Source organism: Gluconobacter sp. R75690 (genome assembly GCF_015244525.1).
GTDB classification, from domain to species: domain Bacteria; phylum Pseudomonadota; class Alphaproteobacteria; order Acetobacterales; family Acetobacteraceae; genus Gluconobacter; species Gluconobacter potus.
On record NZ_JABCQB010000012.1, the window covers coordinates 43,251 to 67,212 of the forward strand.

Sequence of the window (23,962 nt, forward strand, 5' to 3'; positions counted from 1 at the left end):
GCTTGTAAAATTCACTCTGAACTATAGCCGACAGGGTACTGAATACAGAGGGAAAATTAAGGAAAAGTGGAGGAATGCCTCCAGATCGTCACCTTCGCGGCGCCGAAACGACGCTCGCAGAGGATTTCTGGCGTCAATGTGGGCATAAAGTGTTCGGAAGGTGGCACGATGGGCGTGAATTCTTCCGTGGCGCCTGTTTCGGTCACGATCAGCGCGTCCTGCGCCAGCCAGCCATTCCGCGCCAGCGCCCGCAGACCCGATTCGACCAGTCCCTTGCCATAGGGCGGGTCGAGGAACACCAGCGTATAGGGTTCCGTGGCTTTGGGCGGATGCGTGACGCTGCAACTCAGCACGCGGGAGCGGTCCCGCGCTTTGCAGATGTCCAGATTGATGCGCAGGGCTGCCAGTGCATTGCGGTCGCGCTCGATGAACGCGGCTTTTTCGGCGCCGCGGGACAGGGCTTCAAGCCCCATCGCGCCGGTTCCGGCATAGCAGTCCAGCACGAGGGCCTGTTCCAGCTCGTTCTGCCCGTACCAGGGCGCATGGGCGAGCATGTCGAAAATCGCCTGTCGCGTGCGGTCCGATGTGGGGCGTGTGCTGGTTCCGGACGGCGCGGTCAAGGCACGGCCCTTGTTGTCTCCTCCAACAATCCGCATGGATCAGCGCGTCCGGTGACGCTTCGGCGCGGGAAGGTCCGGCACCTGTTCACGCAGCGTCTTGCCCGGTACTTCCTCAAGCTCGCGCGCCTTGAGCGAGCCAAGCTGGAACGGTCCGTAGGACAGGCGGATCAGGCGGCTGACATGCAGGTTCAGGCCTTCCATGACGCGCCGGATCTCACGGTTCTTGCCTTCGCGCAGGCTGACCGTCAGCCAGGAATTGTCGCCTTTTGTGGAGTCCAGCGCGGCCTCGATGGAGCCGTAGCGCACGCCTTCATATTCAAAACCGTCGATCAGCGAGGCCAGACGCTTCTCGTCCACGATGCCAAAAACGCGCACGCGGTAACGGCGGACCCAGGAATTGCCCGGAAGCTCAAGGCGGCGGGCCAGTTCGCCATCATTGGTCAGCAGCAGCAGGCCTTCGGAATTGATGTCCAGACGCCCGACACTGATAACGCGCGGCATGCCCTCGGGCAGCGTGTCGAACACGGTCTGGCGGCCCTGTGGGTCCTTGTGCGTCGTCATCAGGCCATCGGGCTTGTGATACCGCCACAGGCGCGTGCGCTCGGGGGAGTCCACGGGCTTGCCGTCCACCAGCACGATGTCGCCCGGCTGCACGAAGGTCGCCGGATGCGTGACGATCTGTCCGCCCAGCTTGATGCGGCCATCCTCGATCATGCGTTCGATATCGCGGCGGCTGGCCACGCCGGCGCGGGCCAGTGCCTTGGCGATGCGCTCGCCTTTCGGGCCGGAGGTTTCCATCTCGGGGGCGGTGTTTTCGGTATTGTCGTCGGTCATCGTGCAGTCTCCACAAGCGCCGCATACAGGCGACGGTCGCCGGGGTCGAGGGAGAATTCGGGATGCCACTGCACGCCAATGGCAAAACCGGGGCCTTCAAGCTCGATGGCCTCGATCGTTCCATCCGGTGCGCGGGCGCAGATTCTGGCCGCTCCGGGGTCGCGCACGGCCTGATGATGCGAGGAGTTCACCGCCATACGGTCCGTTCCCACGATCTGCGCAAGTTTCGTGCCGGGAACGATTTCGACGTCATGTCCCGGTTCGTGGCGCGGGTTGGGCTGTTCGTGTTGCAGGTCCCCCGGTTGCTCTTCCGGCAGATGCTGGATCAGCGTGCCGCCGGCTTCCACGGCCAGAAGCTGCATCCCGCCGCAGATGCCCAGCACCGGCTTGCCCTGCGCCAGTGCAGCCCGCAGGAGCGCCAGTTCGGCGGACGTCCGGGCCGGGCGAGGGCTGGTCAGCGGATGAGGTGCCTCACCATACAGCGCCGGATCGACGTCAAACGCGCCCCCCGTGACGATCAGCCCGTCCAGCCGCGCCATCAGGGCTTCGGCATCGCAGTCATAGCCCAGACAGACCGGCATCCCGCCCGCATCGCTCACGGCCGTCAGGTAGTTTTCCCGCAGCGCATGGAACGGATAGCGCGAGAACTGCCCTACGCCACCGGGTTCATGATTCAGCGTCAGGCCGATCAGGGGCGCGCGGCGCGAAGGGGATGGACGGGTAAGGGTCATGCGCCGCATCATCGCATCATGATTCAGGGTGAGACAAGGATTCAGACGGATATCGGCCCGGCCATGCAGACCGCGTTGCAGGCCGCACGCGAGGCGGCATCGTGTGGTGAAGTGCCGGTGGGCGCGGTCGTGCTCGCGCCGGACGGAAGCGTTCTGGCGGTTGCGCGCAATCATGTGGAAGGGGCACATGACGCTTCCGCCCATGCCGAACTTCTGGCCATGCGCGAGGCGGCCGCACGTCTGAAAAGCCCGCGCCTGACGGACTGCACGCTGGTCGTGACGCTGGAGCCATGTCCGATGTGCGCGGCTGCGATCGTGCATTTCCGGATCGGGCGCGTCGTGTTCGGCGCTTACGATCCCAAGGGCGGCGGCGTGGAACATGGGCCGCGTATTTTCGAGCGTCCGTCCTGTCTGCATCGTCCTGAAGTGATCGGCGGGGTGTGTGAACGCGAGGCGTCGGAGATGCTGAAAGCGTTTTTCCGCAGGCTGCGCATTCCAGCCGGAACCCGTGTTTCAGAGGGCTGAATTCACAGTCCGTCATGAACTTACGGATGTTTCACACGCCGGTCAGCTTGCGGAACGGGAACGGGGTCCATAGTTCAACGCTATAGCCATGATGTTTTCGTAACCAGTCGGGATTGACATGACCTCACGTTTTCGCGCGTCCCTCTCCGCCCTTGCTGCCACCACGATGCTGGTTTCGGCGCCGTTCGCTTTTGCGGACACGCCCTCGGCCGCCCCCCAGGCCGGTGCCACGACAGCCGCCAGCGGAGCCATCAAACCGCAGACGGGCGTTCAGACGCTTCCCAATTTCGTCAATCTCGTCAAACAGGTGAAGCCGGCCGTCGTCTCCATCACGTCCCACATCAAGGCGGATGTGGCGGATGAAGAGGAAAACGGTCCGGGCGGTGGTGGCGGACAGGGCGGCGGCATGCCGTTCCCGTTTCCCTTCCCGTTCCAGATGATGCCGCAGCAGCAGCCCAACCGCACGGTCGAGGCCCGCGGCTCGGGGTTCATCATCTCGTCTGACGGCTATGTCGTGACGAACAACCACGTCGTGAACGGCGCGACCAAGGTGACGGTTACGCTTGATGACGGCACGACGCTGCCCGCCAAGATCATCGGCCGCGACCCGAAGACGGACGTTGCCCTGCTGCGCGTCAAGCCGACCGGCAAGCTCCCGTTCATCGAACTGGGCGATTCTGATGAGGTCCAGCCGGGTGAATGGGTTATCGCCGTGGGCAACCCCTATGGTCTGGGCGGCACGGTGACGGCGGGTATCGTCTCGGCTCTGGGCCGTGACCTGCATTCGGGCGCCTATAACGACTTCATCCAGGTCGATGCGCCGATCAATCACGGCAACTCGGGTGGTCCGCTGTTCACGCAGGACGGCAAGGTCGTGGGCATCAACTCCATGATCATCTCGCCCAATGGTGGTGGCTCGATCGGTATCGGCTTTGCGATCCCGTCCGACACCGTGAAATCCGTCGTGAGCCAGCTTGAAAAGACCGGCCATGTCACGCGCGGCTATCTTGGTATTGAAGGGCAGGACATCTCGCCGACCATGGCGCAGGCCCTGAACCTCCAGTCTCCGGAGCCGGGTGCTCCGCCGCGTGGAACGCTGGTGGCGTCTGTCTCCAAGGGCAGCCCTGCCGAGAAGGCCGGCATCAAGAGCGGCGACGTTGTCACCACGCTCAACGGCAAGCCGATCAAGAACGGTCATGATCTGGCGGTGAAGGTCGTCTCCATCGCGCCGGGCACGCCCGCGACGCTCGGACTGCTGCGTGACAGCAAGCCGATGACGGTGAACTTCACGGTCGGCAACCTCTCCGCTCAGGATCACGCCTCGGGCGATGCGACCGACAGTTCGCAGTCCGGTGCGGGCAAGCTGGGTGTATCGCTGGCGTCGCTGACACCACGGGCGCGTCAGGAACTGGGTCTCGATGACAGCGTGCAGGGCGCGGTCGTGGCCGATGTCGTACAGGGCTCTCCGGCCGATCAGTCCGGTATCCGTCCGGGCGATATCATCGTGGCGGTCGGCAACCACGTCACGCCGTCGCCTAAGGCCGTTGTGGCGCAGGTGCATGAGGCGCTGGGCCGCAAGCAGCCGCCGCTCCTGCGGATCCTGCGTGACGGACAGCAGCTCTTCGTCGCCGTCTCTCCCAACGGTTCGGACGACGACAGCTCCGACGACGGCCAGTAAGTCAGGCGTCCGGGCAGCAGTCCTGAAAGGCGGGAAGGGTCAGACCTTCCCGCCTTTTTCATGTTTGTATTCCATATCGAATCCGGAATATGTTCATCGTTCCGGATGGAATGGGATGTCACGCACTGGATCTGGCTACGGTCGCCGGCTGGCTCGGTGCGATTGCATGGGCCGCGACCGGAGATGATGCGAAGATCAAGACCCGTTTCAGGGCGCTCTCAACACGCAAAAAGATCCTGCTCGCTCTGGAACTGATTTTCGTGGAAGCGGCGGTGACGGGTTATGCCGTCTTCCATCATGCCTCCCATGCCTCCCATGCCGGGCATCTCCCGCACTGATCCCAGCCTGGAATTCAGCGCTCCGTCTTGCCAATCCGGTCATAGAAGAACCACACGCCCAGCATCTGCGAGAGCAGGATCGTCGCATTACACGCCGCCGTCGACAGACAGGCGCCCGCCAGCCCGAAATGCCGGGTCAGGACGTAAAGCGCGGGGAAATAGACCGCCATGATGGCCGTGCGGTTGGTCATGAGGAACTTCACATGCCCTACGACGATCAGCAGCGGCTCCAGTGGGATGACCAGCAGGCTGAACACCGCCGCCAGCAGCATGATGGAAATATAAAGCGACGTGTGATGCACATGGACATGCAGCAGGAAGCGGAAAATCGTCGAGCCAAAGAACGCCGAGAGCAGCAGAAGCGCGACTGAAAGCCCGCTCAGAACGCCGAACATCTTCCAGGTCACGCGCTTGAGGCCGCGCCAGTCCTGCCGGTCCCGCATCCGGACCAGTTCGGGATAAAGGACCGGAGAGATGAGCTGCGCGGGGGTGACGATCCCGTCGGCGATCTGGCGGCAGACGCGGAACACGGCTGCCTCGGCCGGGCCCAGACCGTTGCCGACCAGTAGGGTTGCGACATGGCCGGACATGTTGCCCAGCGTCTGGTTGACGCTGGCGGCGCGCGTGAACTGCCACATGCCCGGAAGCTGCCAGCGCCAGTGCCGGAAGGCCCGGAAATACCGGAACTGGAATTTCCGGTGCAGGATATCCAGCGCGTAATGGATATAGAATCCGTAATCGATGATGATCGTCATCGCCCAGATGAACAGGAAATATCCGAGCTTCAGGTGCAGGACATAGCCTATGACGACACCGAGCGTCTTGGCGAGGGCCGCACAGCTGTCGATGATCGGGACGAGGTGGAATTTGCCCGCCATCCTGAGGATACCGTTCGCCCAGCCGGAATACATCAGCGGACTGACGAACATGTACAGGTCGGCCAGAAACCGCACATGCGCGGACCAGTGCGCGGTGTGCCCGTAGATCTGTACGCCCACCAGACCGAATACGATGGCGCAGGCCGCCGAGAGCGTGTCGAGGCGGATGCAGAAATGGATCACCCGGTGCAGGAGATCCGTATCGCCATTGCTGAAACTCTCGCTGCCGAAGCGGATCAGCGTTTGCCAGGACTGCATCCGCGACAGGACCGAACTGGTCGAGGCCAGCGAATGGATCAGGATCAGCAGCCCGAAATCGGACAGGCCCAGCGCCCGGACAGCCAGGGCGATATAGATGAAGCTGCACAGCGCATTGGCGATGCGGCCGAGGGTGAGCACACTGACGTTTCGGAAAATGGATCTGAAAACGGAGCGCTCGCCGGACATGCGGGCCTTACTGACCACAAAGCCCCGAAACTGTCCATGCTGCGTGTCCGTCCCACAGAGGAATGTTGCGGAAGGCGGATGCTTCTTGACAGCGAACGGTCAGGGATTATGAAGAAATTATTACACATCTCGTTGCCAGGGTTCCTGCAGACGGGATCTGGCAGCGATCCGTTTTTTCCTGAAGGCCACACCACGAAAAAATGCAGGTTTCAGCCTGTTTTTTCAGGCAGGACGCATCTCATCAGTCATGAAAATCGCCTTCATCTACATCGCTGAACCGTATCAGTGCTACCACACGGCCTCGGTCGCCAGTGCCCTTGCCGCAATTCCCGGTCATGATGTGGTGGAGTATTACAGCTTTCCGGAAACGGTAGAGCATCTCTCCCGCATTCGCCAGGCGCTGGACGTTCCGGCTCCACCGCTGAAGGCTTTTCCAAAGTCTCTCAAGGCCCGTCTACTGAAGCGCGCAAGACGCCTCGATCAGGAGCGCCTCGTGGTGCTGCGCGAGAACATTGCCGAGCTGAACCAGTACGATGCGGTGGTGGCGACGGAATACACGGGCGGTGTCCTGAAGGAGATGGGGCTTGCCGGCCCGAAACTCATCCTGCTCATGCACGGGGCCGGAGACCGCTACGTCAATGACGAGCATCTGGTGCGCGAGTTCGATCTGACGCTCGTGCCCGGTCCGAAAGTTGAGAGCTATTTTCAGGATAGGGGTCTGCTGCGTCCGGAGACCACCCGGGTTGTCGGCTATCCGAAATTCGACGTGTTCGAGGCCGTGCAGCGGGAAAACACGGTCTCATTCGCCAATGGACGACCGTTCGCGCTGTACAATCCGCACTACCAGCGCAAACTGACCTCGGCCTCAGGCTGGATGATGCCGCTGATCCGGGGCTTCAAGGCCCAGAGCGACTACAATCTTGTAGTGGCCCCCCATATCAAGACCTTCCACAGGGGCTTCGGCATCCGCGAGCGTCAGCTCAAACACCAGCGCAGTCCGGAAGTACTGGTCGATACAGGGTCGTCCGCCATGCTGGATATGACCTACACGTCCCAGGCCGCGCTCTATATCGGCGACGTCAGCAGTCAGGTTTACGAGTTCCTGGCTATCCCGCGCCCCTGCGTCTTTCTGAATCCGCGAAAGCTCCCCTGGCAGGATGATCCGTATTTCCTGCACTGGACGCTCGGGGAGGTGGTGGAGGATCTCGACGATCTCATGCCCGCCATCGCTCGCGCACAGGAGCGGCATGCATTCTATCGTCCGGCGCAGGAAAAGCTGTTTCGCGAAACCTTTGGCGAGCCGCTTCTGGGGGCGTCCCAGCGTGCGGCCGATGCCATCGCGCAGTTTATGATCGCAGCGTGAGCGCCCTCAGCATTCGGGGAAATTGACTGCCAGACCGCCGAGGGACGTTTCCTTGTAGCGGTGGTTCATATCGCGGCCCGTCTCGGCCATCGTGCGAATGACCTGATCGAGCGAGACGTGATGCGCACCATCCCCGTGCATGGCGAGGGACGCTGCATTGACGGCCTTGATCGCGCCGAAGGCATTGCGTTCGATACACGGAATCTGCACCAGCCCCGCCACCGGGTCGCAGGTCATGCCCAGATGGTGCTCCATCCCGATCTCGGCCGCGTTTTCCACCTGAAGCGGCGTGGCACCCAGAGCCGCCGCAAGTCCGGCAGCGGCCATTGAAGACGCAACGCCGACTTCGCCCTGACACCCGACTTCCGCGCCTGAAATCGACGCATTCAGCTTGAACAACCCGCCAATGGCCGCGGCGGTCAGCAGGAACCGGCGCTGCCCGTCGAGCGAATATTCGGGGCAGAACTCGCGGTAATAGCGCAGCACGGCCGGAATCACGCCCGCAGCACCGTTGGTCGGTGCCGTGACGACGCGCCCGCCAGCGGCGTTTTCTTCATTCACGGCGATGGCGAACAGGCTGATCCAGTCCATGATCCCATGCGCGGTGGGCTGGTTGCTGCGGCTCTGTTCCTGAAGCCGTTCGTATAGCCCAGCAGCCCGCCGGCGTACGTTCAGCCGCCCCGGCAGCGTGCCGGAACGGTGCAGCCCGGCCTCCACGCAGTCCATCATCACGGCCACGATCCGGTCCAGATACGCCTCGACTTCCGCGCACGGCCGCAGCACGCTTTCATTCGCCAGAACCACTCCTGCGATATCGAGCCCCGTTTCCTGCGTGCGGGTCAGGAGTTCCGCGCCGCTGGTGAAGTCATACGGCATGTCGGGCTGGGCATAGGTTGCGGTTTCGGTCGCCTGTTCGGGGACGATGAATCCGCCCCCCACCGAACAGAACCGCGCACAGGCCAGCAGGCGGTCTTCGGCATCGAACGCCTCGAACTGGAGCGTGTTGGGATGAACCGGCGGGATGGTCTTCGTATCGAGGACGATGTCTGTTTCCGGATCGAACGGTGTGGGATGGCCCCTGAACGGGATCAGATGCGTCTGGTTCACGGAGGTCACGATACTATCCGCCAGCATCGGGTCCATCGTGTCGGGTTTTTCTCCCGCCAGCCCGAGAATGACGGCCCGGTCCGTCGCATGGCCCCGCGCCGTCCAGGCGAGCGAGCCGTAAAGCGTGACGCGCAGACGCGACACATCCGTCGCATGGGGCAGGGTGTCGGCGAAACGTGCGGCCGCTCGCATGGGGCCGACAGTGTGCGAAGAAGACGGACCGATACCGATCTTGAACAGGTCGAACAGGCTGATCATTCAGGCGGCAATCTCTGCAAGCAGTGCGTCAACGTCCTGCTCCCGGGTGTAAAAGCTCGGCACAAGACGGATGAGCGTGCCGGATACCCCTTCCGGTGTCGGCCAGCGATAGAAGGCGTAGCCCGCGGCTTCCAGGTCCTTGACGAGAAGGTCCGGCAGAATGACGAAGACCTCGTTGCCCTGCGTCTCGAACGGAAGCTGCGCTCCGGCATGACGGCGCAGACCCTCGACGATCCGCTGCGCCATGGCATTGGCATGCGCGCTGTTCTTCAGCCATAGCCCGTCTTCCAGCAGGGCCAGAAGCTGTGCGCTCAGGAACCGCGCCTTGGACCACAGATGGCCGCTGCGCTTGATGCGCCGCTCGAAATCCTTCAGCGCCGGGCGCGTGCGCTCATTGACGAAGAACACGACCGCTTCCGCCGCCAGCGCTCCGCATTTAGTCCCTCCAAAAGACAGGACATCGATCCCGGCCTTCCATGTCGCTTCCGCCGGGGTGCAGCCCAGATGCGCGATGGCGTTGCTCAGCCGCGAGCCGTCCAGATGGACGGGCAGGTCCTGCTCATGGGCGATGCCGCACAGCGCTGCCAGATCCTTCAGCGCATAGACCGTGCCCCATTCGGTGGCCTGCGTCAGAGACAGCGCCTGGATGGGGGGCTTGAGAATCCCGCCCTGCGCATTGGCCCGCAGACCCGTCCGCAGGGCCTCAGGGCTCATCCGGCCATCGGCGGAAGGCAGCGTGACGAGCTTGGCGCCATGCATGAAGAATTCCGGCGCACCGCCCTCGTCATTGCTGATATGCGCGCTCTGGTCGCACAGCACCGCGCCATAGGGCGCCACGAGCGCGGAGAGCGCCAGACTGTTGGCCGCAGTTCCCGTCACGACGGGGAAAACCGCGACTTCTGCCTCGAAGACCTCGCCGAACCGCGCATTGAGGGATCGGCTGAGGATATCGTCGCCATAGGATCCGACGCTGCCTTCATTGGCGCGCATCATGGCCTCCATCACGGCGGGGCAGGCGGGGGAAACATTGTCACTGGCGAAGTTCTTGCGTATTTCGTCGGTCACGAGACCATCCTCAGTTCCTGCGGCCGTCACGGCCTGTTCGTCAGCGTAACTGAAATGACTGCCAGTTGTCATCCGGAGTGCCCATGAGCATGTTGTCCCCTGAGAAGCCTTCCGAACCGGCGAAGATCATTGACGGCAAGGGCATTGCCCGCGCCCTGACCGATCAGGTGGGCCGCGAAGTGGCAAAGTTCGTCGAGCAGGGCAATACCATTCCGGGTCTTGCCGTCGTTCTGGTGGGCAATGACCCGGCCTCTGAAGTCTATGTGAAGAACAAGGCGATCCAGACCCATCGCGTGGGCATGCGCTCCTTCATGCACATGCTCCCGCAGAGCACGTCTCAGGACGAACTGCTGGATCTGATCGCCCAGCTCAACGCCAATCCGAAGATCCACGGCATTCTGGTGCAGCTTCCGCTTCCGGCACAGATCGACCCGGTTGTGGTGACGAATGCCATTGCGCCGCACAAGGACGTGGACGGTCTGGGCGAGGTCAATGCCGGACGCCTGTCGCTCGGGATCGACGGGATCGTACCCTGCACCCCGCTGGGCTGCCTGATGCTGCTCCAGTCCGTGCACAAGGACATGACCGGCATGCACGCCGTGGTGATCGGCGCGTCCAACCTTGTGGGCAAGCCGATGGCGCAGCTCCTGCTCAAGGAGAACTGCACGGTCACGGTCGCGCATATCCATACGCGCAACACGAAGGAACTGGCCCGGGAAGCGGACATTCTGGTCGTGGCAACCGGCAAGAGCGGACTGGTCCGTGGCGACTGGATCAAGCCGGGTGCGACCGTGATCGATGTCGGCATTACCCGCGTCCCGGCCGAGAACGGCAAGACCCGCCTGGTGGGTGACGTGGCATTCGACGAGGCGCTCCCGATCGCCGATCACATCACGCCGGTTCCGGGTGGTGTTGGTCCGATGACGATCGCCTGCCTGCTGCACAACACGCTTCAGGCCGCCCGTGCGACGCAGGCGGTCGTGGACGCGTCTTCATGACCCGCGTTTCGGTCGAGCTGGTTCCGCGCTCCCCCGAGGCCCTGCTGACGGATGTGCAGACCGTCCGCGACGTTCTGCCGCAGGTCAGCACGCTGAATGTTCCGGATCTGATGCGCTTCGACCTGCGCAGCTACGACGCCGCTTCGCTGATCACAAAACAGGCGCCGTTCGAGGTCATACCGCATATCCGCGCCGTCGATATCGCGCCGGGCGCGCCGCTGCCGGGTGCGGACCGTCCGGAGCTGACGTCCATCCTCGTCGTTGCCGGCGATCCCCCGCCGGTCGGCAGTGACTGGAAGGTCTATCCCAACACATCCGCCCAGATCATCGAACGCTACCGCCGCGAAGCGCCGCATCTGAAGGTCTATGCGGTGTTCGACCCCTATCGCCGGGCTCCATATCAGGAACTTGAGGACATCGCCCGCAAGCGTGATGCCGGGGCCTGCGGGTTCTTCACGCAGCCGCTGTTTGACATTCCGATGCTTGAATACTGCATGGACTGGCTGCGGGACGACACGGTGTTCTGGGGCATTTCTCCCGTTCTGGGCGATAAATCCCGCCGTTACTGGGAGCGCGTTAACCATGTGGTCTTCCCCCGCGACTATGACGGAACGCTGGAGGGCAACATCGCTTTTGCGCGCCGGATGCTGGATGTTATCCGCAGGAAAAACGACAATGCCTATCTGATGCCCCTGAAAGTTGACCTGGCATCCTATCTGGGAGCGCTCAGCGATATTATAACGGGATAACATCGAACCACGAATGGAGGGTCCGTCCCGGATGTCTGTGCGCCTTTTTCTGCTTCCCCTGCTGGGAGGCGTGCTCGTTCCCGCGGCCCTGCTGCCCGAGACCGTCATCGCGAAGACACTCGCTGATTCCGCAGCCGTCTTCGCCCCCCTGACCCTCCCCGATGCTCCGAACGCCTATCGCTCGGGGTCGGGCCTTCCGGGTCCGCAATACTGGCAGAACCGCACGGATTACGTCATCCATTCGCGGATCGACACACAGGCCCATGTCCTGCACGGCTCCGAGACCGTGACCTACAGCAACAACAGCCCCGAGGCGCTGGACGTCCTGTGGCTCCAGCTTGACCAGAACATCTATCGCTCCGATACGCGCTCTGCGATCGGTGCGGTCGCCACCAGTCATAATCTGGCCGGCAACCATACGGATGGCATGGCGATCGAGCGCGTTTCGGTCGTGCAGGGCGGGCGCGAAGTGGATGTGACGCCCCTGATCTCCGACACGCGGATGCAGCTCAAGCTGCCGCGCACGATCGATCCGCATGGTGTGGCTTTCGTGAAGATCGACTGGCACTACACGCTGCCCGGCCCGTGGGGCGGACGGACCGCCGTTACGCCGTCACGCGAAGGCGACATCTATGAAGTCGCGCAGTGGTATCCGCGGCTGAGCGTCTATGATGATCGCCGTGGCTGGAACACGCTGCCCTATCTGGGGCAGGAGTTCTTCCTGGAATATGGCAGCTTCGATTACAGTGTCACCGTGCCGTGGAACTACACGCTCGTGGGCTCCGGCGCGCTACTCAATCCCGAACAGGTCCTGACCCCGGTCGAGCGCAACCGTCTGGCGCAGGCGGCACAGAGCGACACACGCGTCATGATCCGCACGCTCGATGACATTACCGACCCGAAAAGCCACCTGAAGCAGAGCGGCGAAGTTACCTGGCATTACGGCATGCGCAATACGCGCGACGTGGCATTCGCGGCCTCACCCGCCTTCGTCTGGGACGCTGCGCGGATCAACCTGCCGCCGATCGCGCCCTGGGCGAACTATCACCCCGTGCCCCGGCTTGCGATGTCGGTCTATCCGCGTGAAGGGATCGGGCCGCATGGCTGGGATCGTTCAACGGATTACGTCAAACACGCCATCGAATATTTCTCGTCACAGTGGTTCGAATACCCCTGGCCGAATGCCGTCAATCTGGGCGGTCATGGCGCGGGCATGGAATATCCGGGCATCGTCTTCGACGGCATGAGTGACCGCGATCCGGAACTGTTCTGGATCACGACGCATGAACTGGGCCATGGCTGGTTCCCGATGATCGTTGGCACGGATGAGCGCCGTAATGCCTTCATGGACGAGGGTTTCAACACCTTCATCGACGTCTATGCGTCCGACCATTTCAACAATGGCGAATTTGCTCCCAAGCGTGATTCCGAATTTGCACCCAAGACCGGCAACCCCGCGCAGGATATCGTCCCGGTTCTGACCGATCCGGATGCCCCCGTGCTCATGACGGCGGCAGACAGCGTGTCCGAAAAATACCGCCATAGCGTGACCTATTTCAAAGGTGCCTACGGCCTGAAGCTGTTGCGCGAACAGATCCTCGGCCCGGTCCGGTTCGACGCCGCTTTCCGGCGCTATATTTCCGAATGGTCGTTCAAACACCCATCACCGTCCGACTTCTTCCGTCTGATGAGCAGCGAAGCAGGCGAGGATCTGGGCTGGTTCTGGCGTGGCTGGTACTTCACCAATGCCGCCCCTGACTATGCGCTGGGCGATATCCATCACGATGCCGGAAAGCCCGCGACTGTGCAGATCCGTAATTACGGCGCGCTCCCGCTTCCTGTTCTTCTGCGGGCGGACTATGCGGATGGTAAATCTGAGGAAATCCGCATTCCGACAGAAGCCTGGCGCCAGAGCAGCGACATCGTTGTCTCGCTGCCGGTGCATGATGGGCTCAAAGCCGTCACGCTGGACCCCGATCACGTCATCCCGGATATTGACCGTTCGGACAACCGGATTGCCGTCACTCCCTGAGGTTACGGAAAAGTGCGGGGCACAAAATGCCTCGCACTCCTGTCGCGAACAGGGCACGAAAAAGGGCGCCTGGCTGAGCCGACGCCCTGAAACAGCACATCAGAACCGAAAATGGCAGGACCAGACAGCCCTGCCGGATTTCAGCCAACGAGTTCCAGTGAGGATTTCGTCGGGCTCGGCGAATAGGCGCCGGGCATGGCGGGTGCCACGTTTTGCGGCGCCGGCGCCGGCGCCGGCGCCGGCGCTGTGGCCAGGCCCTCGATCATGTCGTTATTGATGTCGATGAGGGGCTTCAGATCCTTCGGCGCGTTGAAAGCGGAATTGGAATAACGCATCGACCAGGATCCGACCTTGATCAGATCGTCGCGCAGAACAGGCGGTAGCGGGCAGTCGACCCGCTCGACGCTCAGGGACAGCAGGCTCCAGAGCTTCAGATTGGCCGCCAGAGCCGCAACCTTTGCCTCGTGATCGGAAGCCTGCGTCAGCAGGGTATTGACGTGCCGGAACGCCATGACTTCGACTTCCCGGGAAGAAAGGTAGCTTCCGGACTGTTTCTGATACTGTGAGGATGCGTAAGTCACGAAGGCAAACTCCTTGCGGGAAAGACTGTTTCAGAAGCCGCTGCGGGATGAGGCAGCAGGTTTCTGAAGCAGTCCTGCGTATGGCGAGGGGGCTGAAGGGTGCCGGATAAACCGGCCCCCTTCAGAAACCTGATCAGCCGCGGAAGAGGCTGAGCAGAGTGGAAGACTGCGAGTTCGCAATCGACAGCGACTGAACGGCCAGCTGCTGCTTCGTCTGAAGCGAGGTCAGCTTGGCGCTCTCTGCTGCCAGATCGGCGTCCGTCAGAGCGCCAACACCCGTTGTCAGGGCATCGGAGAGGCTGGACGTCGTGGTCTGCAGGTTCGAAATCGTCGAGCTGGAGTAACCGATCGTGGAGGCCATCCGCGTGACGCTCGAAATTGCGGCCTGAACAACCGCACTCACGACTGAGGCGCCGGTGACTGCGGTTGCTGTTACGCCGGTTGTGGTGGTCGGAGTTGCAAACACACCTGCTGAGACTGTGCTCAGCTGGGTGCTTGTTGCGTCGATGGAGTTGCCGGCAATCGTCAGGTTGTTGCTGGAATCGCGGGACACGCCGAAGCCCTGGTATTCCATGGCCTGGGTTACCAGATCGACCTGTTCGACGCTCTGGGCGCTCGACGTGCCACCCGTGGTGCTCAGGGAAGATGCGGAAGATGTATTGACGTCCGTGATGACGGACTGGGTCGTCACGTTTCCGTTGGCGTCGAATGCCGTGTTGGCGGTGTAGACGGAGTTGCCGTTGCCGTCCGTGGACTGGACGATGCTCTCTCCGTTCTTCAGCGAGTAGGTAATCGATCCATCCGACGCCGTCGTCTGGGAAACGATCGCATCAGTCGAACCTGAAGAAGTCAGCTTGCCATCTGTACCGAGCGTGAAATCGCCACTGGTTCCGCCAACCGCCAGGCTGACCATATCCAGAGCAGTGCCCTGTCCAGCGGTGCTCTGGTCATCCGCTATGAAGTCATAGGTGACAGACGGGCTGGCCGCGGTAGCGGTCGCAGTGCTCGAAGCGGCTGTGGTATTCTTCAGCTGGAGGACGTTATTCGTCGCCAGTGCATTGTCGGTCGTGCTGCTGCCAAGAGCCAGGGAGGAGCCGGACATGTCCATGCTCAGGTTCGTCAGGCCGAGACCCGCAGACGTCGCATTGAAGCCGTTCTGCGTGAACATCGTGCCCTGGGAGTCCATGGCGGTCGACAGGCTCGTATAGGTCGTGCCGTTGCCCGTCGCGCCGGACAGCAGGTTCACGCCCTCGAACTTGGAGCCCGAGGCGGCGGAATCGATGGAGGCCAGCGTCTGGGTGATGGCGGCATTCAGCGTCGAGTTGTCAACGCCCGTCGTGTTCGTGCCGAGTGTGGTTGCGAGGGACTGCAGGGAAGCTGCGATGCTCGACAGGCCTGTCGTCGCCGTGTTCAGCACCTGAGCGGAGAACTGAAGGCCCGTCGAAACGCCCGACAGGGTCGAGAGCTGGGCGGTCATGTTCTGGGCAATGGAATACATTGCGGGATTGTCGGACGCCGTGTTGACCGACTTGCCCGTGGAGACCGCGTTTTCGGTCGCGGTCAGGTCAGCCGTCGTCTGGTTGAGGCTCTGGAGTGCGGCCATTGCCGCAGTGTTCGTATTGATTGACAATGACATTGAATCTGTTCTCCGTCGGTGCAGGTTTGCGGAGTCAGGATAGGGGGGAGTGGTTAACGGAAGCTGAATCCGTACCGTTAAAAAAAGCCCCCCGGAAATAAGGGAAAACTGGGAAACAACCGGTTAAATTCACGATTTTTCTTGCGATTCATATTCTGGAACGAAATAAGAACACGCAATGAAGAAATCCCTCTCCCAGCGCCTGGCGATTCTGTCCGATGCGGCGAAATACGATGCGTCCTGCGCGTCGAGCGGATCGGGGCGCAGGGACTCGGCAAAAAGTGGCGGTCTCGGCTCCACGACGGGAAACGGCATCTGTCACGCCTTCACGCCAGACGGGCGCTGCGTGTCGCTGCTCAAGATCCTGCTGACCAATTTCTGCGTCTACGACTGCGCCTACTGCATCAACCGCTCGTCCTCGAATGTGGAGCGCGCCCGCTTCACGCCGGAGGAGGTCGTGTGGCTCACGCTGGAGTTCTACCGGCGCAACTGCATCGAGGGGCTGTTCCTGTCCTCGGGCATCATCCGCTCGTCCGATCACACGATGGAACAGCTCGTTCAGGTGGCACGGGATCTGCGGCTGAAGCACGGGTTCCGGGGCTACATCCATCTCAAGACCATCCCCGATGCGTCGCCGCGCCTGCTGGAAGAAGCGGGGCGTTATGCGGACCGTCTGTCGATTAATGTGGAAATGCCGACCGTGGCCGGGCTGGAGCAGTACGCACCGCAGAAAAAGGCGGCCGGTATCCGGCAGGCGATGGGCGAGATGCGGCTGAAGATCGACGCGGGCAGGGAGCGCAGCCATACCGGCCGCCGGGCCGAGCGCTTCTCGCCGGGCGGGCAGAGCACGCAGATGATCGTGGGGGCGGATGCGGCGTCCGATCAGGATATCCTTGCCAGCAGTGCCAATCTTTACGGCTCCTATGGGCTGCGGCGGGTCTATTATTCGGCCTTCAGTCCCATTCCCGATGCTTCCGCACTTCTGCCCGCGAAAAGTCCGCCGCTTCAGCGGGAACACCGGCTCTATCAGGCGGACTGGCTGTTCCGGTTCTATGGATTTGCGTTTGGAGAGCTGACGGCCGGTCGTGCGGATGGGATGCTCGATCTGGAGCTGGACCCCAAGCTGGCCTGGGCGCTGGACAACCGGGCGCTGTTCCCGGTTGATCTGAACCGGGCATCGAAGGAAATGCTGCTGCGGGTGCCGGGGCTGGGGGTCAAGGCCGTGGCCGCCATTCTCAGGGCGCGGCGGCATCAGGCGGTGCGGCTGGAGGATCTGGTGCGGCTGAATGTCTCCATCCGCAAGGTGCGCCCGTTCGTGCAGACGCCGGGCTGGAGCCCCGCCCGCCTGACCGACCGGCAGGATCTGCGCAGTCTGTTCAGCCCCGCGCCCCGGCAGATGAGCCTTCTGTGACCCGTTATGTCCTGACGCTTGAGGATAGTGCGGCCTTTGAACCCTGGCGGGAGATGGCACGGACAGCCTTGCAACGCGCGATCCCGCCCGAAGCCCTCGACTGGCGCATCCGGGGCGGTGAGACGGATCTTTTCGGCCAGATCACCGATGATGGCGACGGGCTGGAGGCGCTGACGGTCCTGCCTGTCGCGAAAACCGTGACCTTGCGGGCATCCTGCATCGCGCTGCTGCGGGATCTGCTGTGCCATTCCGATCCCGGTCGGTTCGCGCTCGCCTACCGGATCGCCTGGCGAGTGCAGGGCAATCCGCATCTGCTGGAAGTGGCGACGGATGCCGACATCGCCAGGGCGCGGATCATGGTGCGGCAGAACCGGGAGGACTGCCACAAGATGGCGTCTTTCCTCCGCTTCCGGGAAGAGCCGCTCCAGCAGGGCGAAGAGCAGGACGGGAGACGGAGGCGGTTCCTCGCCTGGTTCGAGCCGCAGCATCATATTCTCGAACGCATCGCCCCATTCTTCTCCAGGCGCTTCACGGACATGGACTGGATGATCCTCACCCCGCGCGGATCAATCCGCTGGGATGGGAAAGAATTGGTCTGTAGTCCGGAACCCTGCGAGCGTCCGGAGCTGGAGGACGGGTTCGGGGAGTTGTGGGACACCTACTATGCCTCGACCTTCAATCCGGCCCGTGTGCGCACGAAAGCGATGCGCCGTGAAATGCCCGGCCGTTACTGGAAGAACCTGCCGGAAACGCGCCTGATCCCGCAGCTCGTCGCCGGAGCCGAGGCGCGCGTGCGGACGATGGCGGAACAGGAACTCCGGCCCGCACCGGCCTTTCATGAGCGCCTGCGGGCCCGGGAGCAGCTTCCGGCCGAACTGATGCCGGATGTGGCGGAGACTCTTGAGGGTCTGGCCGCTCGGGTCCGGACCTGCACGGCCTGTCCGCTGCACTGTTCGGCGACGCAGGCGGTTGTGGGAGAAGGGCCAGCAGACGCGCGCATCATGGTCGTCGGGGAGCAGCCGGGCGATCAGGAGGATCTGGCAGGGCGTCCCTTCGTCGGTCCGGCGGGGCAGCTTCTGCATGAGGCACTTGCCAAGGCAGGTGTCGATCGCGGCGCGCTGTATCTGACGAATGCCGTCAAGCATTTCCGCTTCCGCCTTCAGGGACGGCGACGCATCCATCAGAACCCGGAGGCAGGGCATGTGGCGGCCTGCCGTCCCTGGCTGGAGCAGGAAATCGCGCTGATCCGTCCGAAACTCATCGTCTCGCTGGGGGCCACGCCGCTCAGGGCGCTGGACGGACCGGGCATGGCGATGTCGGATGTGCGCGGAACGTCATGGACGGTGGGGCGTGGCGAAAATGCTGTCTGGCGTCTGGTACTTGCCCATCCGTCCTGGTTGCTGCGGCTGGGAGAGGGTGCGCAGGGAGACAGCGAGCGACAGCGCTTCGTCGAGGGGCTCGCCCGTCTGCGGGACTTTACGGATCAATCGGGGTCGTAAGCGACAGGACAGGGGGCGCTGCCGGGAGAATGGAAACGGATCAGTTTTTTCCCGCTTGAAGCCCGTGAGACGATATGTCATGGATGACCGAACCGATCGGTCAGTAGAGGGTTTCCAGGCCCCGCACAGCACATCCGGTCACGATCTGACAGACCTGTTTTCAAAGCGAGACAAACATTATGGCGCAAGGCGATCAGGCCGATCACGCGCAGGGTGACACGACATCCGACAAGAACGGAAAGCCGCAGAAAAAGCGTCATCCCCTTGTCCGGATCGCGCTGATCCTGCTGGTGGTTCTGGTTCTCGTGGGTATCGGGGCCTATCTTTTCCTGACCCGCAACAACATCGAGACGGATGACGCCTATACGGCTGGTCGCAAGATCGCCATTGCGCCCCACGTCAACGGTTACGTCACGCAGCTTCTGGTGAACGACAACCAGTTCGTCCATGCGGGTGACCTGCTCGTGCGGATTGACAGCCGGGACTATGCGGCGTCTCTGAACAAGGCCGAAGCCGCCGTGTCGCAGGCGAAAGCCAATATCGACGCGTATCAGCTGCTGCTGGCCGTGGCGCACAAGAACTTCCCGGGACAGCTTGTCACGGCACAGGGCAATCTTGCCGCCGCCCAGGCGCAGCTCGTCAAGGCCGAAGCCGATTACCGCCGCCAGCGCTCGGTGGCCCGCGCCGCCACCTCGCAGCAGGATATCGACTATGCCCGCGCCGCGCTGGATCAGGCGAAAGCCCGCGTCCTTCAGGCCCAGGGCCAGCTGACGCAGGCCGAGCCGGTCAAGGAAAACGTGGCCAACGCCGATGCCCGCGTCACGCAGGAACAGGCTGCCCTGGCCTCGGCCAATGCCGATCTGACGCAGGCGCGCCTGAACCTCGAATGGACGGAAGTCCGCGCCCCGCATGACGGCTGGATTTCCCAGCGTAACGTCGAGCGCGGCAACTTCGTGCAGACCGGCCAGCAGATGTTCTCCATCGTCGAGCCGGAAGTCTGGATCGTGGCGAACTACAAGGAAACGCAGCTCACCCATATGCGTCCGGGCCAGAAGGTGGACATCGAGGTCGATGCCTATCCGCAGCTCGAACTGCACGGTCACGTGGACTCCATCCAGCTCGGCTCGGGTGAATCCTTCAGTGCCTTCCCGCCGGAGAATGCGACCGGCAACTTCGTGAAGACGGTGCAGCGTATCCCGGTGAAAATCGTGCTGGACAGCGGTCTTGATCCGAACATTCCGCTGGCCCTTGGTCTGTCTGTCGTGCCGACGGTCTATGTGAAATGAGCGATACTGCCGGGCATCAGGACTGGAAACCCAGTCACAATCCGTGGCTTGTGGCCGTCACGGTCACGCTGGCGGCCTTCATGGAGGTGCTGGACACCACCATCGTCAACGTGGCGCTGCCGCATATCGCGGGATCGCTCGGCAGTTCGTATGATGACGCCACCTGGGCGCTCACGTCCTATCTGGTGGCGAACGGAATCGTCCTGACGATTTCGGGCTGGCTGTCGCGACTGTTCGGCCGCAAGCGCTACTTCCTGATCTGCATCACGATGTTCACCGTCTCCTCCTTCCTGTGCGGACTGGCGACGTCGCTGCCGATGCTCGTGGTGTTCCGGCTCATGCAGGGCTTCTTCGGCGGCGGCCTGCAACCCAGCCAGCAATCGATCATTCTCGACACGTTCCCGCCCGAAAAGCGCGGTGCAGCGTTCGGCCTGACGGCCATCGCCACCATCGTCGGCCCGGTTCTGGGCCCAATGCTGGGCGGCTACCTGACGGACAATTTCTCCTGGCGCTGGATCTTCTTCGTCAACGTGCCCTTCGGCATCATCACGGTCATGGCCGTGACGGCTTTCGTCGAGGACCCGCCCTGGGAGCGCCAGAAGCGCGAGAAGGTGGATGTGGTCGGCATCAGCCTGATCACGCTGGGTCTCGGCTGTCTCGAAGTCATGTGTGACCGTGGCGAGGATGACGACTGGTTCGGTTCGCCCTTCATCGTCACCATGGCCGTGCTGGGTGCGATCGGCGTCATCGGGGCGATCCTGTGGCTGTGCTATGCGAAGAACCCGCTGGTCCGTCTGTCCGTTCTCAAGGATCGCAACTTCGCGACCGGCATGCTGCTGATCTCGATGGTTGGCGCCACGCTGTATGCGTCCGCCATCATCGTTCCGCAGTTCGCGCAGCAGGTGCTTGGCTATACCGCGACGAATTCGGGCCTGCTTCTTGCCCCCGGTGGCGTGGCGGTGATCTGCCTGATCCCGATCGTGGGCCGGCTGATGAAGTTCATCCAGATGCGCTATCTCATCGCCTTTGGGTTCTTCGCGATGGGCATGGCCATGTTCCAGGCCTCGAACCTCTATGCCGGGACGGATTTCAGGCACCTGATGTTCTACCGCATCAGCCAGACGGCCTCGCTGGCCTTCCTGTTCGTGCCGATCTCGACGATCGCCTATTCGACCCTGCCGCGCGAGCTGAACTCGGATGCGTCGGCCCTGTTCTCGATGGCCCGGAACTATGTCGGCTCGCTGGCGATTTCGCTCGCCACGGCGGCCATCATCGAGACCCGGCAGCGGCATCAGACCTATGTGACGGACCACATGACCCCGGCCAATCCGGAGTTCAACAGCTATATCGCGACTGTCCAGCAGGCTGCGCAGGCGCATGGTATGGCTCCCGCGCAGGCGCATAACTTCGCCATTTACCGGCTTTTTCAGGAGTTTACCTCACAGGTCTCCATGCTGGCCTATAACGAGGTGTTCGACTGGATTGGCGTGATCGCGCTGTTCGTCGTGCCGCTGTGCTTCCTGCTGTCACCCAACGGCAAGAAGGCGGCCCAGGCCTCGGGCGGCGGTCACTGATGGCGCGGTTTGTAGATCTTCAGGAAGCTGTCGGCCGTGAAGGCGGCGAATTCCGCGATTGCGGCGTCGCTGTCATCGACCGGCAGCCCGAAACGGCGGCGCTGCACGATGCGGGCCTGGCACATGAGCATGAACTGCTCGGCCGACAGGCGCGGATCGGCAATGTCCAGCTCGCCGCGGGCCACGATGCGCGTCAGATATTCCGTGAGGTTGCTGAGCTTTCGGTCGAAGCCATAGCGCCAGAACGTGTCGGCCAGATTGGGGAATTTCTCGACCTCGCCCACGATGATGCGATACAGCCCCAGCGCCATTGGGGAAATCAGCATATGGACCGCCATTTCCGCAAACCGGATCAACGTGAGGCGGACGGACTGTTCATCGTTGCGCGACAGCGCCTCGATGGGCGCAAGACGGCAGCGGGCCTGCTCCTCGAAGAACGCGGAGAACAGGGACGCCTTGCCATCGAAGTGGTTGTACAGCGTCCCCTTGGACACACCTGCCATCTGCGCGATGCGGGACATGGACGCCCCTTCGTATCCGTTTGCCAGAAAAACCGTTCCGGCACCTTTCAGGATCTGTTCGCGCTTGGCGCACCCCGCAGGCTCGGCGCTGCCAGCCCCGTCGGCTCCGGCGGAAGGGCCCGCGCTGCCGTCGTCCATGATGCCCGTCATGTGAGCGAGAGATCCTTCTGTCCGTCAGGTCGAGTTCCTGACATGCTGACCGAACCGGTCGGTCACCGCAAGATCATTTCCGCCTCAGGAGTTTCTTTGTGAGCGCAGCCTTCACTTCCCGCGCGCTGCTTTGCGGCTGCGCCCTGTTCACCCTGTCCGGCTGCCTCATGGTGGGGCCTGAATACCACGCGCCCAAGCCCTGGTCGCCGGCGCATTACGCCGATCATATGGCGGGCGCGCCCGACAGCATCGTCAGCGAGATGAAGGCTGACAGTCACTGGTGGCAGGTCTTCCACGATCCCGAACTGACCTCGCTGGAAGACCGTCTGGTCAACCAGAACCTGTCCTTCCGCCTTGCGACCGCCAATCTGGCGCAGAGCCGCGCACAGCTCATCATGGCGGGCGCCGAGCGCTTCCCGGCCCTGAGTGCTTCAGGCTCCTACCAGCGCAGCCAGTACAGCACCAAGCAGTTGCAGGAAATCATCGGCCATGTCGCAGGCGGCATCGCGCAGTCCGAGGGCGGTTCGATCGGCAGCACCGTCGGTCCGATGCTTCAGGACGCCGCCGGTGGCGCCACCATTCCGCTGCTGAACCAGTGGCGCAGTGCGATCGACGCGACCTACGAGATCGACCTGTGGGGCCGCGTGGCGCATCAGTATGATGCCGCCAAGGCCGACCTTCAGGCGACGGATGAGGAGCGTCGCTCCGTCCTCATCGCCCAGCAGGCCGACATGGCGCATGGCTATATGAGCCTGCGCGGCGACCAGCAGCGCCTGAAGATCCTGCGCGACAACATCAAGGTCCTGACCCAGATCGCCACCATCGCACAGGACCGTTATCGCGGCGGTCTGGTGACGGAACTCGACGTGGATTCCGCACAGGCCCGGCTGCATGACACGCAGGGTCAGGAAGCGCAACTCGAACAGGCCGTCGCGCAGGAAGAGAACGCACTCGCCCTGCTTCTCGGTGCGCCCCCGGAAAGCCTGAACACCGAGCTGGAAAAGAACGCCGGCGTGCCGGTCGTTCCGCCGGTCGTGCCGGTGGGTCTCCCGTCCGAGCTGGCCCATCGCCGTCCGGACATCCGTGAGGCCGAAGCCCGTCTGCGCGGGTCGGTCGCCGAAGTGGGCGAAGCCACGGCGGATTTCTATCCGAAGGTCACGATCAACGCCGATTTCGGCTTCCAGACCCTGTCTTTCCGCGATCTGGGCTTCTGGAACGCGCGCGCCTGGAACGTCGGTCCGTCCATCTCCCTGCCGATCTTCCAGGGCGGCCGTCTGTACGGTCAGCTCGAACTGAAGAAATACGAGCAGAAGGCGGCGGCGATTTCCTATCAGCAGACGGTCATCAAGGCCTGGCATGACGTGGACAACGCCCTGATCGCCTATCGCGACGAACAACTGCGCCGTCAGGGGCTTCAGAATGCCGTCAACGATAACAGCAAGGCGCTCATGCTGGCCCAGAGCCAGTATCGTAGTGGCCTGACGAATTATCTGAACGTCCTGAACGCTCAGGCGCAGCTCCAGTCCGCCCAGCTTGATCTCGCCAACAGTGACGCCATGCTGGCGACCAACCTGACGCGGCTTTACAACGCGCTCGGCGGCGGCTGGGAAGACGCCCTTCCCGACAGCCGCGATGTGGCCAAGGCACAACTCGCTTCCGCCACGCCCGGCCCCTGAAATCC

21 protein-coding genes are annotated in these 23,962 nt (G+C 62.7%); 12 read left to right on the top strand and 9 right to left on the bottom strand.

Going from position 1 to position 23,962, the window contains the following annotated elements; all coding sequences use genetic code 11:
- Positions 1-56: 56 nt before the first annotated feature.
- Genes rsmD through HKD27_RS13250 form a run of 3 tightly spaced genes read right to left on the bottom strand, consistent with a single transcriptional unit; the run spans position 57 to position 2,197 of the window.
- Positions 57-656, bottom strand: coding sequence for a 16S rRNA (guanine(966)-N(2))-methyltransferase RsmD (rsmD, locus tag HKD27_RS13240; RefSeq protein WP_194689694.1), 600 nt, complete (start codon positions 654-656; stop codon positions 57-59).
- 3 nt (positions 657-659) lie between these two features.
- On the bottom strand, positions 660-1,454 hold the full coding sequence (locus HKD27_RS13245; protein ID WP_194689693.1) for a pseudouridine synthase: 795 nt from the start codon (positions 1,452-1,454) through the stop codon (positions 660-662).
- Positions 1,451-2,197, bottom strand: coding sequence for a gamma-glutamyl-gamma-aminobutyrate hydrolase family protein (locus tag HKD27_RS13250; RefSeq protein WP_194689692.1), 747 nt, complete (start codon positions 2,195-2,197; stop codon positions 1,451-1,453). Before HKD27_RS13250 ends, HKD27_RS13245 begins: the two co-directional genes overlap by 4 nt.
- A gap of 51 nt (positions 2,198-2,248) precedes the next feature.
- Here HKD27_RS13250 and HKD27_RS13255 point away from each other — a divergent pair, with 51 nt between their 5' ends.
- The 3 genes from HKD27_RS13255 (at position 2,249) to HKD27_RS13265 (ending at position 4,726) form a co-directional block, all read left to right on the top strand.
- Positions 2,249-2,710, top strand: a complete 462-nt coding sequence (locus tag HKD27_RS13255; RefSeq protein WP_231748138.1) for a nucleoside deaminase — start codon at positions 2,249-2,251, stop codon at positions 2,708-2,710.
- A gap of 118 nt (positions 2,711-2,828) precedes the next feature.
- Positions 2,829-4,388 (top strand): Do family serine endopeptidase, encoded by a 1,560-nt coding sequence (locus tag HKD27_RS13260; RefSeq protein WP_062496964.1) that lies wholly within the window; start codon positions 2,829-2,831, stop codon positions 4,386-4,388.
- An 89-nt stretch (positions 4,389-4,477) separates the two neighbouring features.
- Positions 4,478-4,726: a hypothetical protein gene (locus tag HKD27_RS13265; RefSeq protein WP_194689690.1), complete on the top strand. Its 249-nt coding sequence runs from the start codon at positions 4,478-4,480 to the stop codon at positions 4,724-4,726.
- A gap of 14 nt (positions 4,727-4,740) precedes the next feature.
- Here HKD27_RS13265 and HKD27_RS13270 read toward each other — a convergent pair whose 3' ends face one another.
- Positions 4,741-6,003: a lipopolysaccharide biosynthesis protein gene (locus HKD27_RS13270; RefSeq protein ID WP_370544277.1), complete on the bottom strand. Its 1,263-nt coding sequence runs from the start codon at positions 6,001-6,003 to the stop codon at positions 4,741-4,743.
- Between the two features lie 295 nt (positions 6,004-6,298).
- Between HKD27_RS13270 and HKD27_RS13275 the strand changes: the two genes are divergently transcribed.
- Positions 6,299-7,414, top strand: coding sequence for a CDP-glycerol glycerophosphotransferase family protein (locus HKD27_RS13275; RefSeq protein WP_194689689.1), 1,116 nt, complete (start codon positions 6,299-6,301; stop codon positions 7,412-7,414).
- A gap of 6 nt (positions 7,415-7,420) precedes the next feature.
- Here HKD27_RS13275 and HKD27_RS13280 read toward each other — a convergent pair whose 3' ends face one another.
- Positions 7,421-8,779 (bottom strand): L-serine ammonia-lyase, encoded by a 1,359-nt coding sequence (locus HKD27_RS13280; RefSeq protein WP_194689688.1) that lies wholly within the window; start codon positions 8,777-8,779, stop codon positions 7,421-7,423.
- On the bottom strand, positions 8,780-9,916 hold the full coding sequence (locus HKD27_RS13285; RefSeq protein WP_194263962.1) for a low specificity L-threonine aldolase: 1,137 nt from the start codon (positions 9,914-9,916) through the stop codon (positions 8,780-8,782).
- 11 nt (positions 9,917-9,927) lie between these two features.
- Between HKD27_RS13285 and folD the strand changes: the two genes are divergently transcribed.
- Genes folD through HKD27_RS13300 form a run of 3 tightly spaced genes read left to right on the top strand, consistent with a single transcriptional unit; the run spans position 9,928 to position 13,623 of the window.
- Positions 9,928-10,842, top strand: coding sequence for a bifunctional methylenetetrahydrofolate dehydrogenase/methenyltetrahydrofolate cyclohydrolase FolD (gene folD, locus HKD27_RS13290; protein ID WP_194689687.1), 915 nt, complete (start codon positions 9,928-9,930; stop codon positions 10,840-10,842).
- Complete coding sequence (locus tag HKD27_RS13295) at positions 10,839-11,591, top strand: methylenetetrahydrofolate reductase (RefSeq protein ID WP_194689686.1); 753 nt, start codon at positions 10,839-10,841, stop codon at positions 11,589-11,591. The genes folD and HKD27_RS13295 overlap by 4 nt, the downstream gene beginning before the upstream one ends.
- A 31-nt stretch (positions 11,592-11,622) precedes the next feature.
- On the top strand, positions 11,623-13,623 hold the full coding sequence (locus HKD27_RS13300; protein ID WP_194689685.1) for a M1 family metallopeptidase: 2,001 nt from the start codon (positions 11,623-11,625) through the stop codon (positions 13,621-13,623).
- Between the two features lie 140 nt (positions 13,624-13,763).
- Here the strand turns inward: HKD27_RS13300 and HKD27_RS13305 are convergent, their stop codons facing one another.
- Together HKD27_RS13305 and HKD27_RS13310 are read right to left on the bottom strand one after the other, a co-directional pair.
- Positions 13,764-14,204: a flagellar biosynthesis regulator FlaF gene (locus HKD27_RS13305; RefSeq protein ID WP_194689684.1), complete on the bottom strand. Its 441-nt coding sequence runs from the start codon at positions 14,202-14,204 to the stop codon at positions 13,764-13,766.
- A 133-nt stretch (positions 14,205-14,337) separates the two neighbouring features.
- Complete coding sequence (locus tag HKD27_RS13310; protein WP_062496979.1) at positions 14,338-15,840, bottom strand: flagellin; 1,503 nt, start codon at positions 15,838-15,840, stop codon at positions 14,338-14,340.
- A gap of 178 nt (positions 15,841-16,018) precedes the next feature.
- Between HKD27_RS13310 and HKD27_RS13315 the strand changes: the two genes are divergently transcribed.
- From HKD27_RS13315 to HKD27_RS13330, 4 genes are all read left to right on the top strand, one after another.
- Positions 16,019-17,251: a putative DNA modification/repair radical SAM protein gene (locus tag HKD27_RS13315; RefSeq protein ID WP_194689683.1), complete on the top strand. Its 1,233-nt coding sequence runs from the start codon at positions 16,019-16,021 to the stop codon at positions 17,249-17,251.
- Complete coding sequence (locus tag HKD27_RS13320; protein ID WP_194689682.1) at positions 17,248-18,750, top strand: UdgX family uracil-DNA binding protein; 1,503 nt, start codon at positions 17,248-17,250, stop codon at positions 18,748-18,750. Before HKD27_RS13315 ends, HKD27_RS13320 begins: the two co-directional genes overlap by 4 nt.
- 179 nt (positions 18,751-18,929) lie before the next feature.
- The gene (locus tag HKD27_RS13325; RefSeq protein ID WP_062496983.1) at positions 18,930-20,036 is read left to right on the top strand and encodes an HlyD family secretion protein; all 1,107 of its coding nucleotides are present in this window, start codon (positions 18,930-18,932) and stop codon (positions 20,034-20,036) included.
- Entirely contained in the window at positions 20,033-21,610 is a 1,578-nt protein-coding gene (locus HKD27_RS13330; protein ID WP_062496985.1) for a DHA2 family efflux MFS transporter permease subunit, read from the top strand. The genes HKD27_RS13325 and HKD27_RS13330 overlap by 4 nt, the downstream gene beginning before the upstream one ends.
- On the opposite strand, the gene HKD27_RS13335 is transcribed toward HKD27_RS13330, so the two are convergent.
- On the bottom strand, positions 21,604-22,281 hold the full coding sequence (locus HKD27_RS13335; RefSeq protein WP_194689681.1) for a TetR/AcrR family transcriptional regulator: 678 nt from the start codon (positions 22,279-22,281) through the stop codon (positions 21,604-21,606). The genes HKD27_RS13330 and HKD27_RS13335 overlap by 7 nt on opposite strands.
- A 98-nt stretch (positions 22,282-22,379) precedes the next feature.
- On the opposite strand from HKD27_RS13335, the gene HKD27_RS13340 reads away from it, so the two are divergent.
- Positions 22,380-23,957, top strand: coding sequence for an efflux transporter outer membrane subunit (locus HKD27_RS13340; protein WP_194689680.1), 1,578 nt, complete (start codon positions 22,380-22,382; stop codon positions 23,955-23,957).
- Positions 23,958-23,962: the final 5 nt, after the last annotated feature.

Excerpts from the sequence above, each read along its gene's own strand:
- HKD27_RS13285 (WP_194263962.1), bottom strand. The coding sequence starts at position 9,916 with ATGACAACTGGCAGTCATTTCAGTTACGCTGACGAACAGGCCGTGACG.
- HKD27_RS13280 (WP_194689688.1), bottom strand. The coding sequence starts at position 8,779 with ATGATCAGCCTGTTCGACCTGTTCAAGATCGGTATCGGTCCGTCTTCT.
- HKD27_RS13250 (WP_194689692.1), bottom strand. The coding sequence starts at position 2,197 with ATGATGCGGCGCATGACCCTTACCCGTCCATCCCCTTCGCGCCGCGCG.
- HKD27_RS13300 (WP_194689685.1), top strand. The coding sequence starts at position 11,623 with ATGTCTGTGCGCCTTTTTCTGCTTCCCCTGCTGGGAGGCGTGCTCGTT.
- HKD27_RS13275 (WP_194689689.1), top strand. The coding sequence starts at position 6,299 with ATGAAAATCGCCTTCATCTACATCGCTGAACCGTATCAGTGCTACCAC.
- HKD27_RS13260 (WP_062496964.1), top strand. The coding sequence starts at position 2,829 with ATGACCTCACGTTTTCGCGCGTCCCTCTCCGCCCTTGCTGCCACCACG.
- folD (WP_194689687.1), top strand. The coding sequence starts at position 9,928 with ATGAGCATGTTGTCCCCTGAGAAGCCTTCCGAACCGGCGAAGATCATT.
- HKD27_RS13315 (WP_194689683.1), top strand. The coding sequence starts at position 16,019 with ATGAAGAAATCCCTCTCCCAGCGCCTGGCGATTCTGTCCGATGCGGCG.
- HKD27_RS13245 (WP_194689693.1), bottom strand. The coding sequence starts at position 1,454 with ATGACCGACGACAATACCGAAAACACCGCCCCCGAGATGGAAACCTCC.
- HKD27_RS13335 (WP_194689681.1), bottom strand. The coding sequence starts at position 22,281 with ATGACGGGCATCATGGACGACGGCAGCGCGGGCCCTTCCGCCGGAGCC.
- HKD27_RS13265 (WP_194689690.1), top strand. The coding sequence starts at position 4,478 with ATGTTCATCGTTCCGGATGGAATGGGATGTCACGCACTGGATCTGGCT.
- HKD27_RS13255 (WP_231748138.1), top strand. The coding sequence starts at position 2,249 with ATGCAGACCGCGTTGCAGGCCGCACGCGAGGCGGCATCGTGTGGTGAA.
- HKD27_RS13295 (WP_194689686.1), top strand. The coding sequence starts at position 10,839 with ATGACCCGCGTTTCGGTCGAGCTGGTTCCGCGCTCCCCCGAGGCCCTG.
- HKD27_RS13310 (WP_062496979.1), bottom strand. The coding sequence starts at position 15,840 with ATGTCATTGTCAATCAATACGAACACTGCGGCAATGGCCGCACTCCAG.
- HKD27_RS13330 (WP_062496985.1), top strand. The coding sequence starts at position 20,033 with ATGAGCGATACTGCCGGGCATCAGGACTGGAAACCCAGTCACAATCCG.
- HKD27_RS13325 (WP_062496983.1), top strand. The coding sequence starts at position 18,930 with ATGGCGCAAGGCGATCAGGCCGATCACGCGCAGGGTGACACGACATCC.
- rsmD (WP_194689694.1), bottom strand. The coding sequence starts at position 656 with ATGCGGATTGTTGGAGGAGACAACAAGGGCCGTGCCTTGACCGCGCCG.